Below are 18,659 nucleotides of genomic sequence, written 5' to 3'. Positions count from 1 at the left end.
AAAAAAACGGCCTCCGAATGGAGGCCGTCAGGGGAAGCTTAACCCATCGCGCTTTCGCGCAGGCTGGCTTTCAGCTTGGTGTACTCATCAATGACATACTGCTCCGCAGCGCGCTGATCGGCAATGCGTTCAACGTTTACAGCACAGTACTTGTACTCCGGCGTTTTGGTAATCGGACTTAAGTTCTCGGTTACCAGTTCATTACATGCGCCAATCCACCACTGGTAGGTCATGTAAATCGCGCCTTTGTTTGGACGATCGCTGACTGCCGCGCGGGTAATGACCCGGCCTTTACGCGAGTTCACCCACACCAGCTCTTCATCCTGGATGCCCAGGCGTTCTGCGTCGGCGGTGTTGATCTGGGCATAGCCCGGTTCATCCGCCAGCGCGGCCAACGCCGCACAGTTACCGGTCATCGAACGGCAAGAGTAGTGGCCGACTTCACGCACTGTAGACAGTACCATCGGGTACTCCTCAGTGAGTTTGTCGATTGGCGCTACCCAGTCGCAGGTGAAGAACTGCGCCAGGCCGTTCGGGGTGTCGAACTTCTCTTTGAAGAGATAAGACGTACCCTGGTCGGCTTCTGAGGTGTCGCGGCAAGGCCACTGGATATAACCCAGTTCGCCCATTTTCTCGTAAGTGGCGCCGTAGAAATCCGGGCACAGATGACGCAACTCGTCCCAGATTTCCTGGGTGTTGTTGTAGTGCATCGGGTAGCCCATACGGGTGGCGATTTCACTGATAATCTGCCAGTCCGTTTTCAGATCCCACTTCGGCTCAACGGCTTTAAAGAAGCGCTGGAAGCCACGGTCAGCTGCGGAGAATACGCCTTCATGCTCACCCCATGACGTAGACGGTAAAATAACGTCTGCGGCAGCGGCAGTTTTGGTCATGAAGATATCCTGCACGATGACCAGTTCCAGATCCTCAAAGCCTTTGCGCACTGCGGAGAGTTCAGCATCGGTTTGTAATGGATCTTCACCCATGATGTACGCCGCGCGTACTTCGCCATGCGCTGCACGGTGCGGCAGTTCGCTGATGCGATAGCCGGTATGAGCAGGCAGACTTTCCACGCCCCAGGCTTTAGCGAACTTCTCGCGGTTAGCCGGATCTTTCACATACTGATAGCCCGGATAAGTATCCGGCAGTGCGCCCATGTCACATGCGCCCTGAACGTTGTTCTGCCCACGAACCGGGTTAACGCCCACGCTCGGCTTACCGAGGTTGCCGGTCAGCATTGCGAGGCTGGTCAGTGAACGCACGGTTTCCACGCCCTGATAGAACTGGGTAACACCCATGCCCCACAGGATTGCCGCGCTTTTCGCCGTGGCATACATACGTGCAGCCTGACGAATATCCTGCGCGCTAACGCCAGTGATATCTTCGACGGACTCCGGCGTGTAGCCTTCGACGATCTTGCTATACTCTTCGAATCCTTCCGTACGGGAGGCGACGAACGCCTGGTCGTACAGTTTTTCTTCGATGATGACATGCCCCATGGCGTTGAGCAGCGCGATGTTCGAGCCGTTTTTCAACGCGATGTGCATGTCGGCAATACGCGCGGTTTCAATTTTGCGCGGATCGCAGACGATGATTTTCGCCCCGTTACGTTTAGCATTAATCACGTGATTCGCCACGATCGGGTGGGAATCCGCCGGGTTGTACCCGAAGATGAATACTAAATCTGTGTTATCAATTTCATTGATAGCATTACTCATTGCGCCGTTACCGACCGATTGGTGCAGACCTGCAACCGATGGACCGTGTCAGACGCGAGCGCAGCAGTCAACGTTATTGGTACCAATAACGGCGCGCGCGAATTTTTGCATTACATAGTTGGTTTCGTTACCTGTACCGCGAGATGAACCGGTCGTCTGAATAGCGTCCGGGCCATACTTCGCTTTGATGGCGCTCAGACGACTGGCGACGTAATTCAGCGCTTCATCCCAGGAAACAGATTCCAGTTTGCCGCCACGCTGGCGACGGATCATAGGGGTTTTCAGACGAGGGGTCAGGATCTGGGTATCATTGATAAAATCCCAGCCATAGTAGCCCTTCAGACACAGGGTACCCTGGTTGGTTTTCCCCTGCGCCGCTTCAGCCCGGACGATTTTGCCGTTATCGACCACCAGGTTGATTTTGCAACCTGATGCGCAATATGGGCAAACCGTGACGACTTTTTTCATCGGTCTCGCTCCAGTTAATCAAATCGCGCATACGCGCTTGTCGTTTTTGTTATGCATCTTTTATGCCATGTTTTTATCAGGGGCATTAGTCGATATTACGGGCGAATTTTGCGCAAAACCCTGACGAAAAACAGGCTGTCGTCATATTTGACGTGACGAATCTCCAATACGTGACGCCCCGGCAGTGTGACCGAGGTTATGTTTCCCGCACATCCTTGTGCCTTATCGCTGTCACTCTGTGCAGAATCAATCACACTCATTTAAGTTGGCCAGAAATGGGGAAAAACAATGAAGCCAGCCATACTGGTTGTGGATGATGACATCGCTGTCTGCACGCTTTTACAGGATGTGCTGAGCGAACACGTCTTTACGGTGACCGCCTGTCACACCGGGCAGGAGGCGCTGCGCTGCATTGAGACTCAGCCGGATATCGCTCTGGTATTGCTGGACATGATGTTGCCCGATATCAACGGTCTGATGGTGTTGCAGCAGGTGCAAAAGATGAGACCCGGATTACCGGTAGTCATGCTGACGGGCTTAGGCGGCGAGTCGGATGTGGTTGTTGGGCTGGAAATGGGGGCTGACGACTATATCGGTAAGCCGTTCAATGCGCGGGTGCTGGTGGCGCGGGTAAAGGCGGTGCTCAGACGCGTTGGCGTGTTAACGGCAGAAAGCGGCGGCCCGCAAACCACGGGGCTTTCTTTCAATGGCTGGCATCTGGATACCGCCGGTTGCCAGCTGCATAATCCCCAGCAGTTGAAGGTGGAGTTGACGCAGGGGGAATACAGCCTGCTGTTGGCGCTGGCCCAAAATGCCCGCCGGGTGCTGAGCCGGGAACAGCTTCTGGAGCTGACGCGCAGCGACAGCGTAGAGGTGTTTGACCGCACTATTGACGTGTTAATCATGCGGCTGCGGCGAAAAATAGAGAACAACCCGCACCAGCCAATGTTGATCAAAACCCTGCGCGGGCTGGGTTATGTGTTTGCCGCCGACGTGCAACATCACGATAAGGCGGCGTGAACGTGTGCAGTTGCCGGATGCGGCGTAAACGCCTTATCCGGCCTACAAAAGCGATAACAACTCTGTAGGCCTGATAAGCGCAGCGCATCAGGCATATTTCCGGACGATGCGGTCGTAGGCCTGATAAGCGTAGCGCATCAGGCGTCAGCCATTTCTGCTTTCAACTCTGCCAGCGTCTTCGCGCCATCTATCGCATTCGCGCACAGCAAGCTTGCCCGCGCACAGGCGTGTGCCAACCTGACGCTGTCCGTCAGCGACCAGCGCTCATGACAGCCATACAAAAATCCAGCGCAAAACGCATCTCCCGCTCCGACGCTGCCAACGATCTCCTCCTGCGCCAGGTACTGCGACGGGATCCAGACGCCCGGCAGATCCGGCGCTTCACCCCAGGCACCTTCCGGACAGTGGATCACCACCCGCTGGCGTACACCTGCATTCAATAATTCGCGTGCGGCGGTGGCGATGTGCGCAATATGCAGTTCGCCGTTGGGCTGGCGGATCTCCAGCCCGCTGAACTCCCCGGCTTCCAGCTCGTTAATCACCAGATAGTCGAGATGGCGCAGGGCTGGCATCACCAGCGGTTGATAGCGCGGGTCGCCCTTACGTGAGACCAGATCCAGCGACGTTTCAAAGCCGTTGTCGCGCATTTGCGCCAGCAGCCGTGCGCTACGCGTCCCGAACTCCTCATCCGGCATGTCCAGACTGTCGAGCAGCAGCAGATATCCCAGATGGAAGATTTTCATCGAGGTATCCAGTTGCTCAAACGCAGGCAGATCGAGTAGCCGATTGGCACCGGGCGAGTGGAAAAAGGTGCGCTGACCGCTGGGATCGGTCATCACCTGCGACATCGACGTGGGGGCGAATGTGGTGCGCTGCACGTGTTGGCGATTAACGTGATACTGCTCCAGCATCGCCATAATGTAGTCGCCGTCGCTGTCCTGACCGATTAACCCCACCGCCTGCAACGGCAGCCCAGTGTGCATTTTTGCCAGCGTCAGCAGCACATTAAGCGGCGCACCGCCCGTGGCGCGTTCGCTACGGGTGATTTCCGCCAGCCAGCCACGTTCCGGCCACTGCACAATTTGATGCACGTGATCGACCAGCATGTTGCCTGCGGCGATAACGCCTTTGCGTTCCATCAGACCCGTCCCGCGCTGCCAAAAATGCGCATCTGTTCCGAAACGGTATCGGTAATGGCCTCTTCAATGCCGAGCAGCAGTTCGGCGAATTCGTCGTACAGCGGCTGGCGATTCGCCATCCGTGTTTCTACCGCCGACAGCGCCGCCTGCGACATGCCGGTATAGAAGTTGATTTTGTGAATGCCGAGTTCAATCGCACGCTTGAAATCGTCGTCGCTGATGCCGGAGCCGCCGTGCAGTACCAGCGGGATTGCCGCCTGCTGGCGAATGGCGTCCAGACGCGGGAAGTCGAGCAGCGGTTCGCCTTTGTATTTGCCGTGGGCATTGCCAATGGCGACCGCCAGCGCGTCAATCCCGGTTCTGTCGACGAAATCACGCGCCATCATTGGGTCGGTAAACAGCGACTCGTCGGCATGACCGTACAGCGCGCCGCCCTCATCACCGCCCACCGCACCCAGTTCGGCTTCCACCGACACGCCGACGGCATGGCACATTTTCACCACTTCGCGGGTCTGGCGGATATTTTCTTCATACTCCAGCGTGGAACCATCGAACATCACTGAACTGAAACCTAAGCGTAGCGCCCGCACCACTGACTCAAAGTGCAGGCCGTGGTCAAGGTTCAGCACCACCGGAATGTCATGCCTGGCGGCTTCGAATTTGACCGCTTCGACCAGAGAATCCAGCGAGATATATTTAAAATGCACCTCGGCGATATTGATGATAAACGGCGAACGTTCCTGTTTAGCTGCGGCAAACAGCGCGCGCAGGAAGTGTGAATCCAGAACATTAAATGCCCCTAAGGCATAGTGATGCTCACGGGCATGGGCAAGACCATCAGCGAGAGATATCAACGGCATAATGCGCTCCTTGGTTAGCGGAACAGGCGATATTCGTTACACAGCACCAGCTGCGCCGGCTCGTCTTCTTCAATGTCGTTATAGCGGGCGATCGGTTGCAAAAAGTGATTATCGTGGTCGTCGTCATTAACAGAAGAAACCTCGCCGACCAGCACGTCGCCAAAACCTTCTTCCGCCCAGAAGCTGTGATACAGGCCCGGCGGCAGGCAGATGCTTTCACCCGGCGTCAGGCGTAACTGACTGCCCGCTGCATGGGTTTGCCGACAGCCGTCAATCACTACGCTCACGTCGGTCTCCTCCGTTTGTTCCCGGATCCCCGCATTCCACAGTTCCACAATTAAATTGCCGCCGCCGCGATTGATAATGTCTTCGCGTTTGCGCCAGTGAAAATGCATCGGCGTGACCTGCGCATCGCGAACATGCATGATTTTCTCGGCGTAGCATTTCTCGTAAGGCATGCCTTTCGGCGAGCCATTACGCAGAGTGAACAGCGTTAACCCTTGCGCGGCGAAATTGTTGCCGCCAAATGCGGTGACATCCCAACCGAGCTTAAGGTCGAACACTTCGCTCCAGGCTGCAGCATCAAGCTTGCGCCATTGGGTCGGGGGGAAGCTGGCAAAAGGGGGGAGATGCACGTCGTGCTGAGAGAAAAACTGGCGCGTGTGGCCAAGGATCTCGTTTATTGCGGAGCGTTTCATCGGCTGAATCCTCCTTAATATAATGCCGGATGGCACCGCGCTTATCCGGCCTACAAATTCATAGCGATCTTGTAGGCCGTATAGGGCATTTTTGCCGCCATCCGGCGTTGTTGTGGCGGGCTATTTAACCGTCCAACCCTTATAACTGCCGACGTTGTTTTTATCGATCATCGTCACCGGGATCAGTACGGGTTCTTTCGGGGCGGGTTTCCCCTGCAATATGTCATAGCCGATTTCGACCGCTTTGGCAGCCATCACCTGCGGATCTTGTGCCGGAGTCGCCACAAATAGTGAGTTTTCGCGCTTCAGCGCTTCTTCACCGTCCGGGGATCCATCTACGCCGACAATAAAGAATTCGCTACGCTGCGCCTGTTTTGCCGCCAGATCGGCACCGATCGCCGTCGGATCGTTAATGGCGAATACGCCGTCGATCTTCGGATTCGCCGCCAGCAGCGCGGTCATGATCTCCAGCCCGCCTTCGCGACTGCCTTTGGCGTTTTGGTTATGCGACAGCACCTTGATGTCCGGGTGGCGTTTGAACTCAGTCTGGCAGCCTTCCACGCGGTTCTGGACGGCGGAAACCGGCGGCCCGTTGATGATGACGACGTTGCCTTTGCCTTTCAGGCGGTCGGTAATGTATTTACAGGCCATTTCACCTGCCTGGGTGTTATCGGAGGTAATGGTCGCGTCTGCGCCTTCCGCCGCCACGTCAACGGCAACCACCACGATCCCGGCGTCTTTCGCGCGTTTTACCGCCGGGCCGATGCCTTTGGAGTCGGCGGCGTTAAGGATAATCATGTCGACTTTTGCGGCAATAAAGTTGTCGATCTGCGACACCTGTTGCCCCAAATCGTAACCGCTGGAAACCAGCGTTACTTTAACGCTATCACCTGCCAGCTTGCGTGCTTCCAGCTCCGCGCCTTTGGTGATCTGCACGAAGAACGGGTTGGCCAGATCGCCCACCGTAACGCCAATCGATTTCAGTTCTTTTGCCTGCACAAACGGAGCTGCAGCAAGCAGGGCGCCAGCACAGAGCGCGGTCACTAATGGCTTCAAACGCATACTCGTTTCCTCACGTAGGGTATTGTTGTTATACGCCTGATGGCGCTGCGCTTATCAGGCCTACGAATGAGTAGGCCAGTAAGCTTGTCTATGCACTTTGATGGTGTCGGGTACGGTATTTGTCGATCAGCACCGCTATGATGATCACCGCCCCTTTGATCACCAGTTGCCAGAAATAGGAGACGCCCATCAGCGTCATACCGTTATTGAGCGTGGCGATTATCAACGCCCCCACCAGCGTGCCGGTGATGGTGCCGATCCCGCCAACAAAGCTGGTGCCGCCGAGGATCACCGCCGCGATGGCGTCCAGCTCGTAACCCATGCCTAAGTTGCCGTTGGCGCTATACAGCCGCGAGGCGCTCATCACCCCGCCAAGACCTGAGAGCAAACCGCTCATGCCGTAGACGAACAGCAGCACCAGCCACACTTTGATGCCGGTTAAACGTGCGGCCTGCATATTGCCGCCGACCGCGTAGATATGAACGCCGAGCGTGGTGCGGCGCAGAATGAACCAGCACACCACCACCACCGCCAGCGCAATGACCACCAGCCACGGAACCGGGCCGAGATAGTTGTTACCGATCCACTCAAAGCTGATATTGGAGTTAATCACCGTTGTACCGTCGGCCAGCAGATAGGCCGCACCGCGCAGCGCCGTATAGGTTCCAAGCGTGACGATAAACGGCGGTAGTCCGGCAAAAGCGACCAGCGCGCCGTTAAACAATCCCAGCACCAGACCGAGCATCAGCGCCGCCGGAATCGATAGCATGGCAAGCTCAGGAATAAGAGAAACGACCATGGCTGCGACAGCGGTGGTACCGAGAATCGAGCCAACCGAGAGGTCGATCCCGCCGGTCAAAATAATGAAGGTCATGCCAGCCGCCAGCACGATGTTGATCGAGGCCTGACGGGTAATATTCAGCAGGTTACTTTCGGTAAAAAAGTTAGGCGCGATAAAGCCAAATACCGCCACAATCAGGATGAGAATCGGTAAGATGCCGACCGTTTGCATCAGATCGCTCATCAGCATTTTTTTTGCGGAGGCGGATTTTGCCACCTGCTGGGGAGTGGTTGGATTATTCATGGGGTACCGCCTGATGGTGGGAGTCGTTCACGCCGGTTGCCAGCGTCATAATATTTTCCTGGGTAATACTTTGTCCGTTCAGCTCGCCGGCAATACTGCCTTCCCGCATGACATACACGCGATCGCTCATACCGACGACTTCCGGCAGCTCGCTGGAGATCATCAGGATCGCTACGCCTTTGCGCGCCATATCGTTCATGATCCGGTAGATCTCGCTTTTGGCACCGACGTCCACGCCGCGCGTGGGTTCATCGAGGATCAAAATACGTGGGCCGATCGCGACCCAGCGTGAAATCAGCAGTTTTTGCTGATTTCCGCCGGACAGCCCACCCGCGCGTACCTGTGCGTGCGGCACGCGGATGTTGAGCAGCTTGATGGCGTCATCGGAAATAGCCTGCGCCTTTTTGCGATCGAGCATGCCCCAGTTGGCGTCACGCTCCAGCGTTGCCATGGTGATGTTTTCTGCCGCTGCCAGCTCTAAAAATAATCCCTGTTCTTTGCGGTTTTCCGTCAGAAAGCCAATGCCGTGGTCAATCGCCTCGCGGGGGGAGTGGATCACTACCGGTTCACCGTCTACTTCAATCATGCCGCCGATGGCTTTACGCACGCCAAAAATCAGCTGAGCCAGTTCAGAACGCCCGGCACCGACTAGCCCGGCCAGGCCGACGATCTCCCCGGAGCGCACCAGCAAGCTGCACGGCTGGACTTTATGGCCGTCGGTCAGGTGATGAACATTGAGGCGTGCTTTACCTAAGGGAATGTCGCGCTCTTTGTTGAACAGATCGCTCAACGGACGGCCCACCATCATGCGTACCAGCTCCGAGGCGTTGAGCTTGTCGCGGGTCAGGCTGCCAACATATTGCCCATCGCGCAGGACGCTGACGCGGTCCGAGAGTTCGTACACTTCCGCCATGCGGTGGCTGATGTAGATAATCGCCATCCCCTCATCGCGCAGGCGCATGATCAGTTCAAACAGGCGGTGAGTTTCACGTGAGGAGAGGGCGGCGGTGGGTTCATCCATTACCAGAATGCGGCTGTTACGGTGCAGGGCGCGGGCAATTTCCACCTGCTGCTGTTCGGCGATGGTCAACGTCATCACACGGTCGCTGGCCTTAAACTGGGCGCCGAGTCGGTCGATGACTTTCTGCGACTGCATGACCATCTCTTTACGCTGGACCAGCCCGCCGCGCGACAGCTCGCTGCCAAGAAAGATATTTTCCGCTACCGTCAGGTTCGGCGCGAGCTGCATCTCCTGATAAATCAGCGTGATGCCTGCGCTAAGTGCATCTTTAGGACCGCGAATATGGAACGGCAGACCGTCAATCAGGATCTCACCGCTGGTGGCGGTATAGGCGCCTGCGAGGATCTTCATCAGGGTGCTCTTCCCCGCGCCATTCTCGCCCATCAGGGCATGAATCTCGCCCGGCCAGACCGTTAAATCGACCCCTTTCAGCGCGTAAAATTTGCCAAACGCTTTAGCAATGTTGCGCATCTCCAGAACCGGTGTCCTGCTCATGGCGGATCTCCTGTGGGGTGGCCGATATCAGCAGTCCATCACAGGAATGTAAATGCAAAATGTCAGAAGCCGTTCATATTTGTCATATTGCGATTTTTCTTCACGGAGCGTGATATGCCGCAACCGGGACGTCACTTTTTCGCCAGTGCGCGCGGACGATTGCTGTTCTTCAATCTGCTGGTGGTGGCTGTCACGCTGATGGTGAGCGGCGTGGCGGTGCTGGGTTTTCAGCATGCCAGTCAGATTCAGGAGCAGGTGCAGCAGCAAACCGTTGACGACATGACCGGCAGCATGAACCTGGCGCGGGATACGGCGAACGTGGCGACGGCGGCGGTGCGGTTGTCGCAGGTGGTCGGGGCGCTGGAATACAAAGGGGAAGCGGAGCGGCTGCAGGAGACCCAGCGGGCGCTGAAGCAGTCGCTGCAACAACTGGCTACCGCGCCGCTGGCACAGCAAGAGCCGGTGCTGGTCGAGCGTATTATCCAGCGCAGTAATGAACTACAAAGCAGCGTAGAAGGGATGTTGAAGCGCGGGCAGCGGCGACACCTGGAGCGTAACGCGTTGCTCAGTTCGCTGTATCAAAATCAAAGCTATTTACGTCATCTGCAAAAGTTGACCGGCGCGCAGGATGATGCGCTGCTGGGGCAGATGGACCGCTTAATTGTTGCCGCCATCGACACGCCCACGCCGCGTTCGGTGGTGAAACAACTGGATGCGGTGATGCCTGCGCTTCCCTTGCGCCATGCTAGTCCGCTAATTAGCGGTATCCTCAACGACTTCAACCAGGAGCTGCATAAGCTGGAGCCGCTCTCTTCCGCGCTGGAGCAGAGCGATTTGGCCATCAACTGGTATATGTTTCATATCAAAGCGCTGGTGGCGATCCTCAACAGCGATATCAATCAGTATGCCTCGCAGGTGGCGCTGATCTCAGAGCAACGGGTGGCGCAAAGCCATCAGGAACTGCAATCCGGCGCGATGTTTATTTTAGTGTTTGCGCTGCTGGCGGTGGTGATCACCGGTTTTGCCGGGTGGTATATCTACCGTAATCTCGGTTCCAACCTGACGGCCATTTCACGGGCGATGACCCGGCTGGCGCACGGTGAATCAGACGTCAGCGTCCCGGCCCTGCAGCGGCGTGATGAGTTAGGCGAACTGGCCCGCGCTTTTAGCGTCTTTGCCCGGAATACGGCGTCGCTGGAGCACACCACCCGACTGCTAAAAGAAAAAACCAGCCAGATGGAAATCGATCGCACCGAGCGTCAGGGGCTGGAAGAGGCGCTGTTGCACAGCCAAAAGCTGAAGGCGGTGGGGCAACTGACGGGGGGATTAGCACATGATTTCAATAACCTGCTGGCGGTTATTATTGGCAGTCTGGATCTGGTGAATCCGGAGTCGCCCGATGCGCCACGGGTCAATCGGGCGCTAAAAGCCGCCGAGCGTGGGGCGTTGCTTACCCAGCGACTGCTGGCCTTTTCGCGCAAACAGTCGTTGCACCCTCATGCGGTGGAGCTGAAAACGCTGCTGGAAAATCTGGGCGAACTGATGCGCCACTCTCTTCCGGCCACGTTGACGCTGGAGATTGAAGCCCAGTCTCCCGCCTGGCCCGCGTGGATTGACGTCAGCCAACTGGAAAACGCCATTATCAATCTGGTGATGAACGCCCGTGACGCCATGGACGGGCAGGCGGGCACGATTAAAATCCGTACCTGGAATCAGCGGGTCACGCGCAGCGATGGGCGCAAGCAGGATATGGTGATGCTGGAGGTGGCCGACCAGGGGAGCGGGATGTCACAGGAGGTGAAAGCCCAGGTCTTCGAACCGTTTTTCACCACCAAACAGACCGGTAGCGGCAGCGGACTGGGGCTGTCGATGGTTTACGGTTTTGTGCGCCAGTCCGGAGGTCGGGTGGAGATTGAAAGCGCTCCCGGGCAGGGAACGACGGTCAGGCTACAACTGCCTCGCGCCGTTGTGCCGGTGCAGGCTCAGGCAGAACCGGTGGCGGTACATGCGGCGAACAGCGGTGAAAAACTGGTGTTGGTGCTTGAAGATGAAGCCGATGTACGCCAGACGTTGTGCGAGCAGTTACACCTGCTGGGCTACCTGACGTTAGAGGCCGCCAACGGGGAACAGGCGATGCATATGCTGGCGGCTTCATCCGAGATTGATATTTTTATCAGCGACTTAATGCTGCCAGGTGGTTTAAGCGGCGTGGATGTGGTTAACCATGCCCAGGCACATTATCCGCAGTTGTCCATCCTGCTGATAAGCGGTCAGGATTTACGCCCGGCGCATAACCCGGCGTTGCCGGATGTGGCGCTATTGCGTAAGCCTTTTACTCGGGGAGAACTGGCGCAGGCGCTGCGGCATTCGCGTAATTGAGATTCCTCCGCTACCCGCGCAAATACGCTTTGATTACCGTGGGGCGAGTTTCTTGATGAGGCTGGTTTTATGCAACGCTCCGCGACATTCCTTCTTTTTAGTTTGCTAATGCTGACCACCGTATCGGCACAGGCGGATATTATCGATGACGCCATTGGTAATATTCAGCAGGCGATTAACGACGCATACAAACCGGACAACGGGCGGGATTATGATGACTCCCGTGATGAAAGCTGGCAGCGCCAGATGAGTGACGACCGGCGCAGGCAATATGACAATCGCCGCCGCCAGTTTGAAGATCGACGTCGCCAACTGGATGACCGTCAGCGCCAGCTCGATCAAGAACGGCGTCAGTTAGAAGACGAAGAGCGCAGAATGGAAGAAGATTACGATCGTTAGCGGTAACGATTAAATTTATGGGTATTTTATCTTTCTGGCAGGGATCTATCTGCTCGCCCAACGGCTCACCATTTTATGTTAATGAATGCACTTGAGCACAGTGCATGTATGCACTACAATCTCTCTATGCTTATGGAAAAGGTGCTGGCAATGGAATGTCTAAATCATTAAATATCAGAAATTTTCGGGATACATGGCTTGAAGATTTTTTTGAACGGGCGACATCGCACAGAAAAATACCTGCGGATATTCACACTGCATTAGCCAGAAAGCTGGATATCATTAATGCGGCTGTTTCGCATCGGGATTTGCGCTCGCCACCCGGTAACAGATATGAAGAGTTAACCGGAAAGTTACAGGAATATTCTTCAATCAGAGTAAACAAGCAGTACCGATTAATATTTAAATGGATTAATGGTAAGGCCGAAGATGTGTACTTAGATCCACACATCTATTAGAGAAAACGTAAGGTAACGATATGAAACAGGCATCCAGAAAACCAACGACTGTGGGTGATATCCTGCAATATGAATACCTGGAACCGCTTGATCTGAAAATCAACGATCTGGCTGAAATTCTGCATGTTCACCGCAATACAGTGAGCGCACTGGTCAACAATAATCGCAAATTAACAACGGATATGGCGTTTCGTTTGGCAAAAGCGTTCGATACCTCCGTTGATTTCTGGCGTAACCTACAGGCGGCGGTTGACCTGTGGGAAGTTGAAAATGACATGCGGGCGCAAGAAGAACTGAACCGGATTGTTTCAGTTAAAGATTTTATTGCGCAGCGAGATGTCGGCGCAAAAAAAGTCGCTTAATCATCTGTTTGTAGGCCGGATAAGATGTTTTCATCGCATCCGGCAAATTTCCTTACTCCAGCACAATCTCCATTCCGTCATATCCTGCCTCAAACCCTACTGGTAGCGGATGTTCCATCATCCACAGATCAAACTGATGGCTGATATGCGTCAGGATCACCCGTGGGCAGCGGATGAAGTCGTTCAATGCGATAACGGTGTTTAAATCACAATGATTGCGCGGTGGCTCGGCGCGCGGGGCATGGCTGCAGTCGATGATAATCACCTGAGGCTGGTTATTGTGGAGAAACTTCAACGTCTTGTCGGGAAGTCCGGCGGTATCGGAGAGCCACGCCACGCGGCTATGTGCGGTCTCCAGCAGATAACCAAACGTCAGCTTTGAATGGTTGAGCGGTAGCGGCGTTACCTGCAATCCTTGCAGGTCGAACACCACGAACGGTGCCACGGTATGGCTAAAATCGAGGATGCCGGGATGCTTAAACAGATCGTCGCAACCCTGTTCATCCGGCGGACCGTACACTGGGATAGTCGCCCCCACACCCCAGCGCAACGGAAACAGCCCTTGCACATGATCCATATGATAGTGGGTCAGCAGAAACTGCTGGAAGCTGCCCGCCGGCCATTCGTCCATCAGATGCGGGATCCCCGCGTCCAGCAGCGTCACCGCATTATTGAACCTGACCACCCCGCTACAAGGGCGTCGACGGTATTGCGCCTGTAAGCGTGCTCGTTGGCAGGCCGCACAGTCGCAGCCAAATGTCGGCACCAGCTGCGCGCCGCCCGTTCCCGTCAGCGTAATGGTCAGACTCATGGCTCCCCCTACAACGGTTTAGTGAAGCGAAAATGGCTCTGGGTATAGCCTTCGCGCTGATAAAAACGGTGAGCGTTAAGGCGTTGAGTGCTGGTGGAAAGCTCGGTCATCTCTGCACCCGCTTCGCGCGCGGTGGCTTCGGCCCAGGCCAGTAACTGACTGCCTACCGTTAATCCTCGCGCCTGCGGCATCACCACCAGTTCCTGTATTTCGCCAATCCAGTTAGCGTGGTGCAGATGAAACTGCAGGTGCAGACCGATCAAGCCGACGACCTGTCCGTCGAGCTGCGCCAGTTGGTAGTGCATATTGGGATCTTGCAGATTTGCGGCGTATCCGGCACTAAAGGCCTGCAGGTCGAATTGACCCTGTTTCAACTCACAGATGAGCGCATAAACCGCATCGGTATCGTATAGCGTAGCGCGGCGTAATTCACAGACAGACATGTTTCTTCTCCTTGCGTCCCATCAGTGTGAGTAGTGTATCGACAGACTGTAGCAAACTTCCATCGTTGTTCAGGACGTGGCAGTCATACGGGGCGTAGCGGGCTGCGCGCTCAAGACGGGCGGCGATTTCCGTTTCGCTCTCCCGTCCACGAGCCTGCAAGCGCTGGCGTAAAATCGCCGGAGAAACCTGTAAGCAAATGGGGAGTAAAGATGTGCCGTAACGGGCCTGCGCCTGGGGCAGATGCGCCCGTGAGCCGTTGACCACCACATCAAAACCGGCGTGTAGCCAGAGGTCAATCTCCACGCCAACGCCGTAGTAGAAGCCATTGGCGTGCCAGCTCAGCGCCAGCAGGTTCTGCCCGGCGCGGGTAAAAAACTCTTGTTCGCTCAGCGCAATATGATTTTCATTTCCGGCGTTGGCGGCGCGGGTGATGTAACGGTGCGCCACCAGCAGTTGCGCCGGTTCCTGCTGGCGGAGTTCGGCCAGCAGACTGTCCTTACCGGAGCCGGATGGCCCCATCAGCCAGATCAGTTTACCCATAGTCAGAATACCCTTTTGCCCTGACGCCAGACGTGGTCGATATGGATGTTGCCGCCTTTGCGGTGTGCCAGCACCAGATCCGCGCGTTTGCCTTCGGCAACAACGCCACGATCGTCGAGATTTAATGCCCGCGCCGGATTGCGGGTCACCATGTGAATGGCCTGCGGCAGGGTAAAGCGGTTGGCGTCGTCATCCGCTACGCGAAATGCCGCGTCGAGCAGGCTGGCGGGGTAATAGTCGGAAGAGAGAATATCCAAAAGCCCCAGCTCAGCCAGCTTATGCGCCGCCACATTGCCGGAATGAGATCCTCCGCGCACGATGTTCGGCGCGCCCATCAGCACGTTCATACCATGCTGGCGCGAGGCTTCAGCCGCTTCGAAGGTGGTGGGAAATTCGGCGATCACGCTGCCAAGCTGGTGCGATTCCAGCACATGATCATGGGTGGCATCATCATGGCTCGCCAGCGCAATCTGGCGCTCACGACACATCTGGGCAATCGCCGCGCGATTGGGCTGTGACCAACGCGCCGCCAGCGCTAACTGTTCTTCTTCATAGCGGGCCATCTGCTCGTCGGTGAGCGAATACTTGCCTTGATAATACTCGCGGTACTTCTCGCGATTGGCGAACTGACGCTGGCCTGGCGAGTGATCCATCAGCGACACCAGCGTTACCGGCTCGCGGCTGACCAGTTTTTCAAACAGCGGCAGGGTAGTGTGATGCGGCAGCTCACAGCGCAGGTGCAGGCGATGCTCGGCGCGATTGACCCCGCGCTTTTGCGTCTCTTCGACTGCATTGATCATCTTCTCCAGATTTTCCAGACGGTCGCCGCCGTCGCGTACATCGCCAATTGCCACCGCGTCCAGCACGGTGGTAATGCCGCTGGCGACCATTAGCGCGTCGTGACTGCTCATCGCCGAGTGGGCAGGCCAGTCTACCTTCGGGCGCGGGGTGAAAAATTTGTCGAGATTATCGGTATGCAGCTCGATAAGCCCTGGTAACAGCCAGCCGCCTTCGCCGTCCAGCGCCTCAGGTAGGCTGCTCGGACTTTCTGCAAAGGTGCGAATGACCCCGCCCTCGATTTCCAGCGATCCTTGCACCACTTCATCTTCCAGTACCAGCTTTACATTATTGATAATCATGCTGTTGTTCCCATCAGATGCAGACGATCCGCTACGCGGTCGCGCACGGTTTGATCGTGAAAAATGCCGACAATTGCTGCGCCGCGGGCTTTCGCCTCTTCAATTAATGCGACGACGGCGGCGCTGTTTTTGGCGTCCAGCGAGGCGGTAGGCTCATCGAGCAGAAGAATTGGGTAATCGACGATAAACCCGCGAGCGATGTTGACGCGCTGCTGTTCGCCGCCGGAAAAGGTCGACGGCGCCAGGTGCCACAACCGCTCCGGCACGTTCAGGCGGGTAAGCAGGTTAGCTGCTTTGGCTGCACACTCCTCACGGGAGACCCCCAGATCCAGCAGCGGTTGCATCACCACGTCCAGCGCGGAAATCCTCGGGATCACGCGCAGGAACTGGCTCACCCAGCCGATGGTTGAACGGCGAACCTCCAGTACTTTGCGCGCCGGGGCCTGCACCAGATCGACCCATTCATCGCTGTGGCGGATGTGGATGTGTCCTTCATCCGGCAGGTAGTTGGCGTACAGCGAACGCAGCAATGTGGATTTGCCGCTGCCCGAGTGACCGTGCAGCACCACGCATTCGCCGCTTTTAACGTCCAGAGTGGCGTTTTGCAGCACCGGCAGACGCACGCCGTTTTGCTGATGCAGGACAAAGGTTTTACTGACATTTTCAACGCGGATCGCGTTCATTTTTAGCCTCTTTAGACATTTTTGCGTTCGATTGCCTGATGGCGCTTCGCTTATCAGGCCTACAACCAATGCCGCTCCGTAGGCCGGATAAGGCGTAGCCGACATCCGGCACAAGCGATACCACTCCGTAGGCCGGATAAGGCGTAGCCGCCATCCGGCACAAGCGATGCCGCTCCGTAGGCCGGATAAGGCGTAGCCGCCATCCGGCACAAGCGATACCGCTCCGTAGGCCAGATAAGGCGTAGCCGACATCCGGCACAAGCGATGCCGCTCCGTAGGCCGGATAAGGCGTAGCCGACATCCGGCACAACAAAAAATCAGTTCTGCAACACCGACGACACCAGCAGCTGGGTATACGGATGATGCGGATCGTCGAGCACGCGGTCAGTTAACCCACTTTCCACCACCTGACCTTGCTTCATCACCAGTAAACGGTCGGCCAGCAGGCGCGCGACGCCCAAATCGTGGGTGACAATCACTACCGCCAGATCCAGTTCCACCACCAGGCCGCGCAGCAGGTCCAGCAGTTTGGCCTGTACGGAAACGTCCAGCCCGCCGGTAGGTTCGTCCATAAACACCAGTTTGGGATGGGTGACGAGGTTGCGGGCAATCTGCAGGCGCTGCTGCATGCCGCCAGAAAAGGTGGTGGGTAGATCGTCGATACGCGAGGCAGGGATCTCTACCTCCTCCAGCCAGCGCTGCGCGGTGGCGCGGATGTCGCCGTAGTGACGTGCGCCGGTGGCCATCAGACGTTCGCCGATATTGCCGCCTGCGGAGACCTGACGGCGCAGGCCATCCAGCGGATGCTGATGCACCACGCCCCATTCGGTGCGCAGCAGACGGCGACGGTCGGCCTCATTCATGCCGTACAGCGAACGGTTCTGATACAAAATCTCACCGCTCTGCGGCGTCAGCCGTGAAGAGATCGATTTCAGCAGCGTGGTTTTGCCGGAACCGGACTCGCCGACGATGCCCAGCACTTCGCCTGGCCACAGGTCAAAAGAGACATCGCTGAAGCCTTTGCCCGGCGCGTAGAGATGGGTCAGGTTGTTGACTGAAAGCAGCGGTTGCGTCATTTGCTGAGGGCCTCGCTCTGTTGGCGGCAGTAGTCGGTGTCGGAGCAGACAAACATGCGTTTGCCGGTGTCATCGAGCACCACTTCATCGAGATAGCTGTGGGTTGAGCCGCAGATGGCGCAAGGCTCATCCCAGCTCTGCACGGTAAACGGGTGATCGTCGAAATCGAGGCTTTCCACGCGGGTGTAAGGTGGAACGGCATAGATACGCTTTTCGCGGCCAGCGCCAAACAGTTGCAGGGCTGGCATCATGTCCATCTTTGGATTGTCGAATTTCGGGATGGGCGACGGGTCCATGACGTAGCGGTCATTGACCTTCACCGGATAGGCGTAAGTGGTGGCAATATGGCCGAAGCGGGCGATATCTTCATACAGTTTTACCTGCATGATGCCGTACTCTTCCAGTGCGTGCATGGTGCGAGTTTCCGTTTCACGCGGTTCGATAAAGCGCAGCGGCTCAGGGATCGGTACCTGGAAGATGATTATCTGATCTTCCACCAGCGGCGTTTCCGGGATGCGGTGGCGGGTTTGGATCAGCGTCGCATCTTCCGTACGCTCAGTGGTATTCACCCCGGTCACACGCTTGAAGAAATTACGAATCGACACGGCGTTAGTGGTGTCGTCTGCGCCCTGGTCAATCACCTTCAGTACGTCCGGCTCGCCAATCACGCTGGCGGTAAGCTGAATACCGCCGGTTCCCCAGCCGTAGGGCATCGGCATCTCACGTCCGCCAAACGGGACCTGGTAACCCGGGATTGCCACCGCTTTCAGAATGGCGCGGCGGATCATGCGTTTGGTCTGCTC

At 56.6% G+C, this 18,659-nt stretch carries 19 protein-coding genes; 5 read left to right on the top strand and 14 right to left on the bottom strand.

Annotated features, from left to right (window positions below):
• Positions 1–38: 38 nt before the first annotated feature.
• On the bottom strand, positions 39–2,186 hold the full coding sequence (fdhF, locus tag OGX97_RS00840) for a formate dehydrogenase subunit alpha (RefSeq protein ID WP_126957355.1): 2,148 nt from the start codon (positions 2,184–2,186) through the stop codon (positions 39–41).
• Positions 2,187–2,474: 288 nt separating this feature from the next.
• Here fdhF and OGX97_RS00835 point away from each other — a divergent pair, with 288 nt between their 5' ends.
• Positions 2,475–3,206 (top strand): response regulator transcription factor, encoded by a 732-nt coding sequence (locus OGX97_RS00835; RefSeq protein WP_234691939.1) that lies wholly within the window; start codon positions 2,475–2,477, stop codon positions 3,204–3,206.
• A 137-nt stretch (positions 3,207–3,343) separates the two neighbouring features.
• On the opposite strand, the gene OGX97_RS00830 is transcribed toward OGX97_RS00835, so the two are convergent.
• The 6 genes from OGX97_RS00830 to OGX97_RS00805 form a co-directional block, all read right to left on the bottom strand.
• The gene (locus OGX97_RS00830) at positions 3,344–4,348 is read right to left on the bottom strand and encodes a carbohydrate kinase family protein (RefSeq protein ID WP_103285877.1); all 1,005 of its coding nucleotides are present in this window, start codon (positions 4,346–4,348) and stop codon (positions 3,344–3,346) included.
• Positions 4,345–5,205 (bottom strand): ketose 1,6-bisphosphate aldolase, encoded by an 861-nt coding sequence (locus tag OGX97_RS00825; protein ID WP_008786944.1) that lies wholly within the window; start codon positions 5,203–5,205, stop codon positions 4,345–4,347. Before OGX97_RS00825 ends, OGX97_RS00830 begins: the two co-directional genes overlap by 4 nt.
• 14 nt (positions 5,206–5,219) lie before the next feature.
• On the bottom strand, positions 5,220–5,903 hold the full coding sequence (locus tag OGX97_RS00820; RefSeq protein ID WP_032942114.1) for a D-lyxose/D-mannose isomerase: 684 nt from the start codon (positions 5,901–5,903) through the stop codon (positions 5,220–5,222).
• 120 nt (positions 5,904–6,023) lie between these two features.
• Positions 6,024–6,965, bottom strand: a complete 942-nt coding sequence (locus OGX97_RS00815) for an ABC transporter substrate-binding protein (protein ID WP_003826688.1) — start codon at positions 6,963–6,965, stop codon at positions 6,024–6,026.
• Positions 6,966–7,053: 88 nt separating this feature from the next.
• Positions 7,054–8,049, bottom strand: a complete 996-nt coding sequence (locus tag OGX97_RS00810; RefSeq protein WP_008786947.1) for an ABC transporter permease subunit — start codon at positions 8,047–8,049, stop codon at positions 7,054–7,056.
• Positions 8,042–9,565, bottom strand: a complete 1,524-nt coding sequence (locus OGX97_RS00805) for a sugar ABC transporter ATP-binding protein (protein ID WP_153753885.1) — start codon at positions 9,563–9,565, stop codon at positions 8,042–8,044. Before OGX97_RS00805 ends, OGX97_RS00810 begins: the two co-directional genes overlap by 8 nt.
• 114 nt (positions 9,566–9,679) lie before the next feature.
• Between OGX97_RS00805 and OGX97_RS00800 the strand changes: the two genes are divergently transcribed.
• From OGX97_RS00800 to OGX97_RS00785, 4 genes are all read left to right on the top strand, one after another.
• Positions 9,680–11,944 (top strand): hybrid sensor histidine kinase/response regulator, encoded by a 2,265-nt coding sequence (locus tag OGX97_RS00800; RefSeq protein WP_235125812.1) that lies wholly within the window; start codon positions 9,680–9,682, stop codon positions 11,942–11,944.
• A gap of 69 nt (positions 11,945–12,013) precedes the next feature.
• Positions 12,014–12,343, top strand: a complete 330-nt coding sequence (yjdP, locus tag OGX97_RS00795; RefSeq protein WP_003031807.1) for a DDRRRQL repeat protein YjdP — start codon at positions 12,014–12,016, stop codon at positions 12,341–12,343.
• A gap of 155 nt (positions 12,344–12,498) precedes the next feature.
• The gene (locus OGX97_RS00790) at positions 12,499–12,801 is read left to right on the top strand and encodes a type II toxin-antitoxin system RelE/ParE family toxin (RefSeq protein WP_032942116.1); all 303 of its coding nucleotides are present in this window, start codon (positions 12,499–12,501) and stop codon (positions 12,799–12,801) included.
• Positions 12,802–12,821: 20 nt separating this feature from the next.
• Complete coding sequence (locus tag OGX97_RS00785; protein WP_008786950.1) at positions 12,822–13,163, top strand: HigA family addiction module antitoxin; 342 nt, start codon at positions 12,822–12,824, stop codon at positions 13,161–13,163.
• Positions 13,164–13,215: 52 nt separating this feature from the next.
• On the opposite strand, the gene phnP is transcribed toward OGX97_RS00785, so the two are convergent.
• From phnP to phnJ, 7 genes are all read right to left on the bottom strand, one after another.
• Complete coding sequence (gene phnP / locus OGX97_RS00780; RefSeq protein WP_235125792.1) at positions 13,216–13,974, bottom strand: phosphonate metabolism protein PhnP; 759 nt, start codon at positions 13,972–13,974, stop codon at positions 13,216–13,218.
• An 8-nt stretch (positions 13,975–13,982) separates the two neighbouring features.
• Positions 13,983–14,417: an aminoalkylphosphonate N-acetyltransferase gene (gene phnO / locus OGX97_RS00775; protein WP_008786952.1), complete on the bottom strand. Its 435-nt coding sequence runs from the start codon at positions 14,415–14,417 to the stop codon at positions 13,983–13,985.
• The gene (gene phnN, locus OGX97_RS00770; RefSeq protein WP_008786953.1) at positions 14,404–14,958 is read right to left on the bottom strand and encodes a ribose 1,5-bisphosphokinase; all 555 of its coding nucleotides are present in this window, start codon (positions 14,956–14,958) and stop codon (positions 14,404–14,406) included. The genes phnO and phnN overlap by 14 nt, the downstream gene beginning before the upstream one ends.
• A gap of 2 nt (positions 14,959–14,960) precedes the next feature.
• Complete coding sequence (phnM, locus tag OGX97_RS00765; protein ID WP_103015272.1) at positions 14,961–16,097, bottom strand: alpha-D-ribose 1-methylphosphonate 5-triphosphate diphosphatase; 1,137 nt, start codon at positions 16,095–16,097, stop codon at positions 14,961–14,963.
• Complete coding sequence (gene phnL / locus OGX97_RS00760; RefSeq protein WP_003826708.1) at positions 16,094–16,780, bottom strand: phosphonate C-P lyase system protein PhnL; 687 nt, start codon at positions 16,778–16,780, stop codon at positions 16,094–16,096. Before phnL ends, phnM begins: the two co-directional genes overlap by 4 nt.
• 317 nt (positions 16,781–17,097) lie before the next feature.
• Positions 17,098–17,856 (bottom strand): phosphonate C-P lyase system protein PhnK, encoded by a 759-nt coding sequence (gene phnK, locus OGX97_RS00755; protein ID WP_003844769.1) that lies wholly within the window; start codon positions 17,854–17,856, stop codon positions 17,098–17,100.
• Positions 17,853–18,644 (bottom strand): alpha-D-ribose 1-methylphosphonate 5-phosphate C-P-lyase PhnJ, encoded by a 792-nt coding sequence (gene phnJ / locus OGX97_RS00750; protein ID WP_049259807.1) that lies wholly within the window; start codon positions 18,642–18,644, stop codon positions 17,853–17,855. Before phnJ ends, phnK begins: the two co-directional genes overlap by 4 nt.
• Positions 18,645–18,659 lie beyond the last annotated feature (15 nt).

The sequence above is a fragment of the Citrobacter sp. Cpo061 genome (assembly GCF_030332845.1).
In the GTDB taxonomy this organism is placed as follows: Bacteria; Pseudomonadota; Gammaproteobacteria; order Enterobacterales; family Enterobacteriaceae; genus Citrobacter; species Citrobacter portucalensis.
This window is presented reverse-complemented; position numbering and strand designations above follow the sequence as displayed.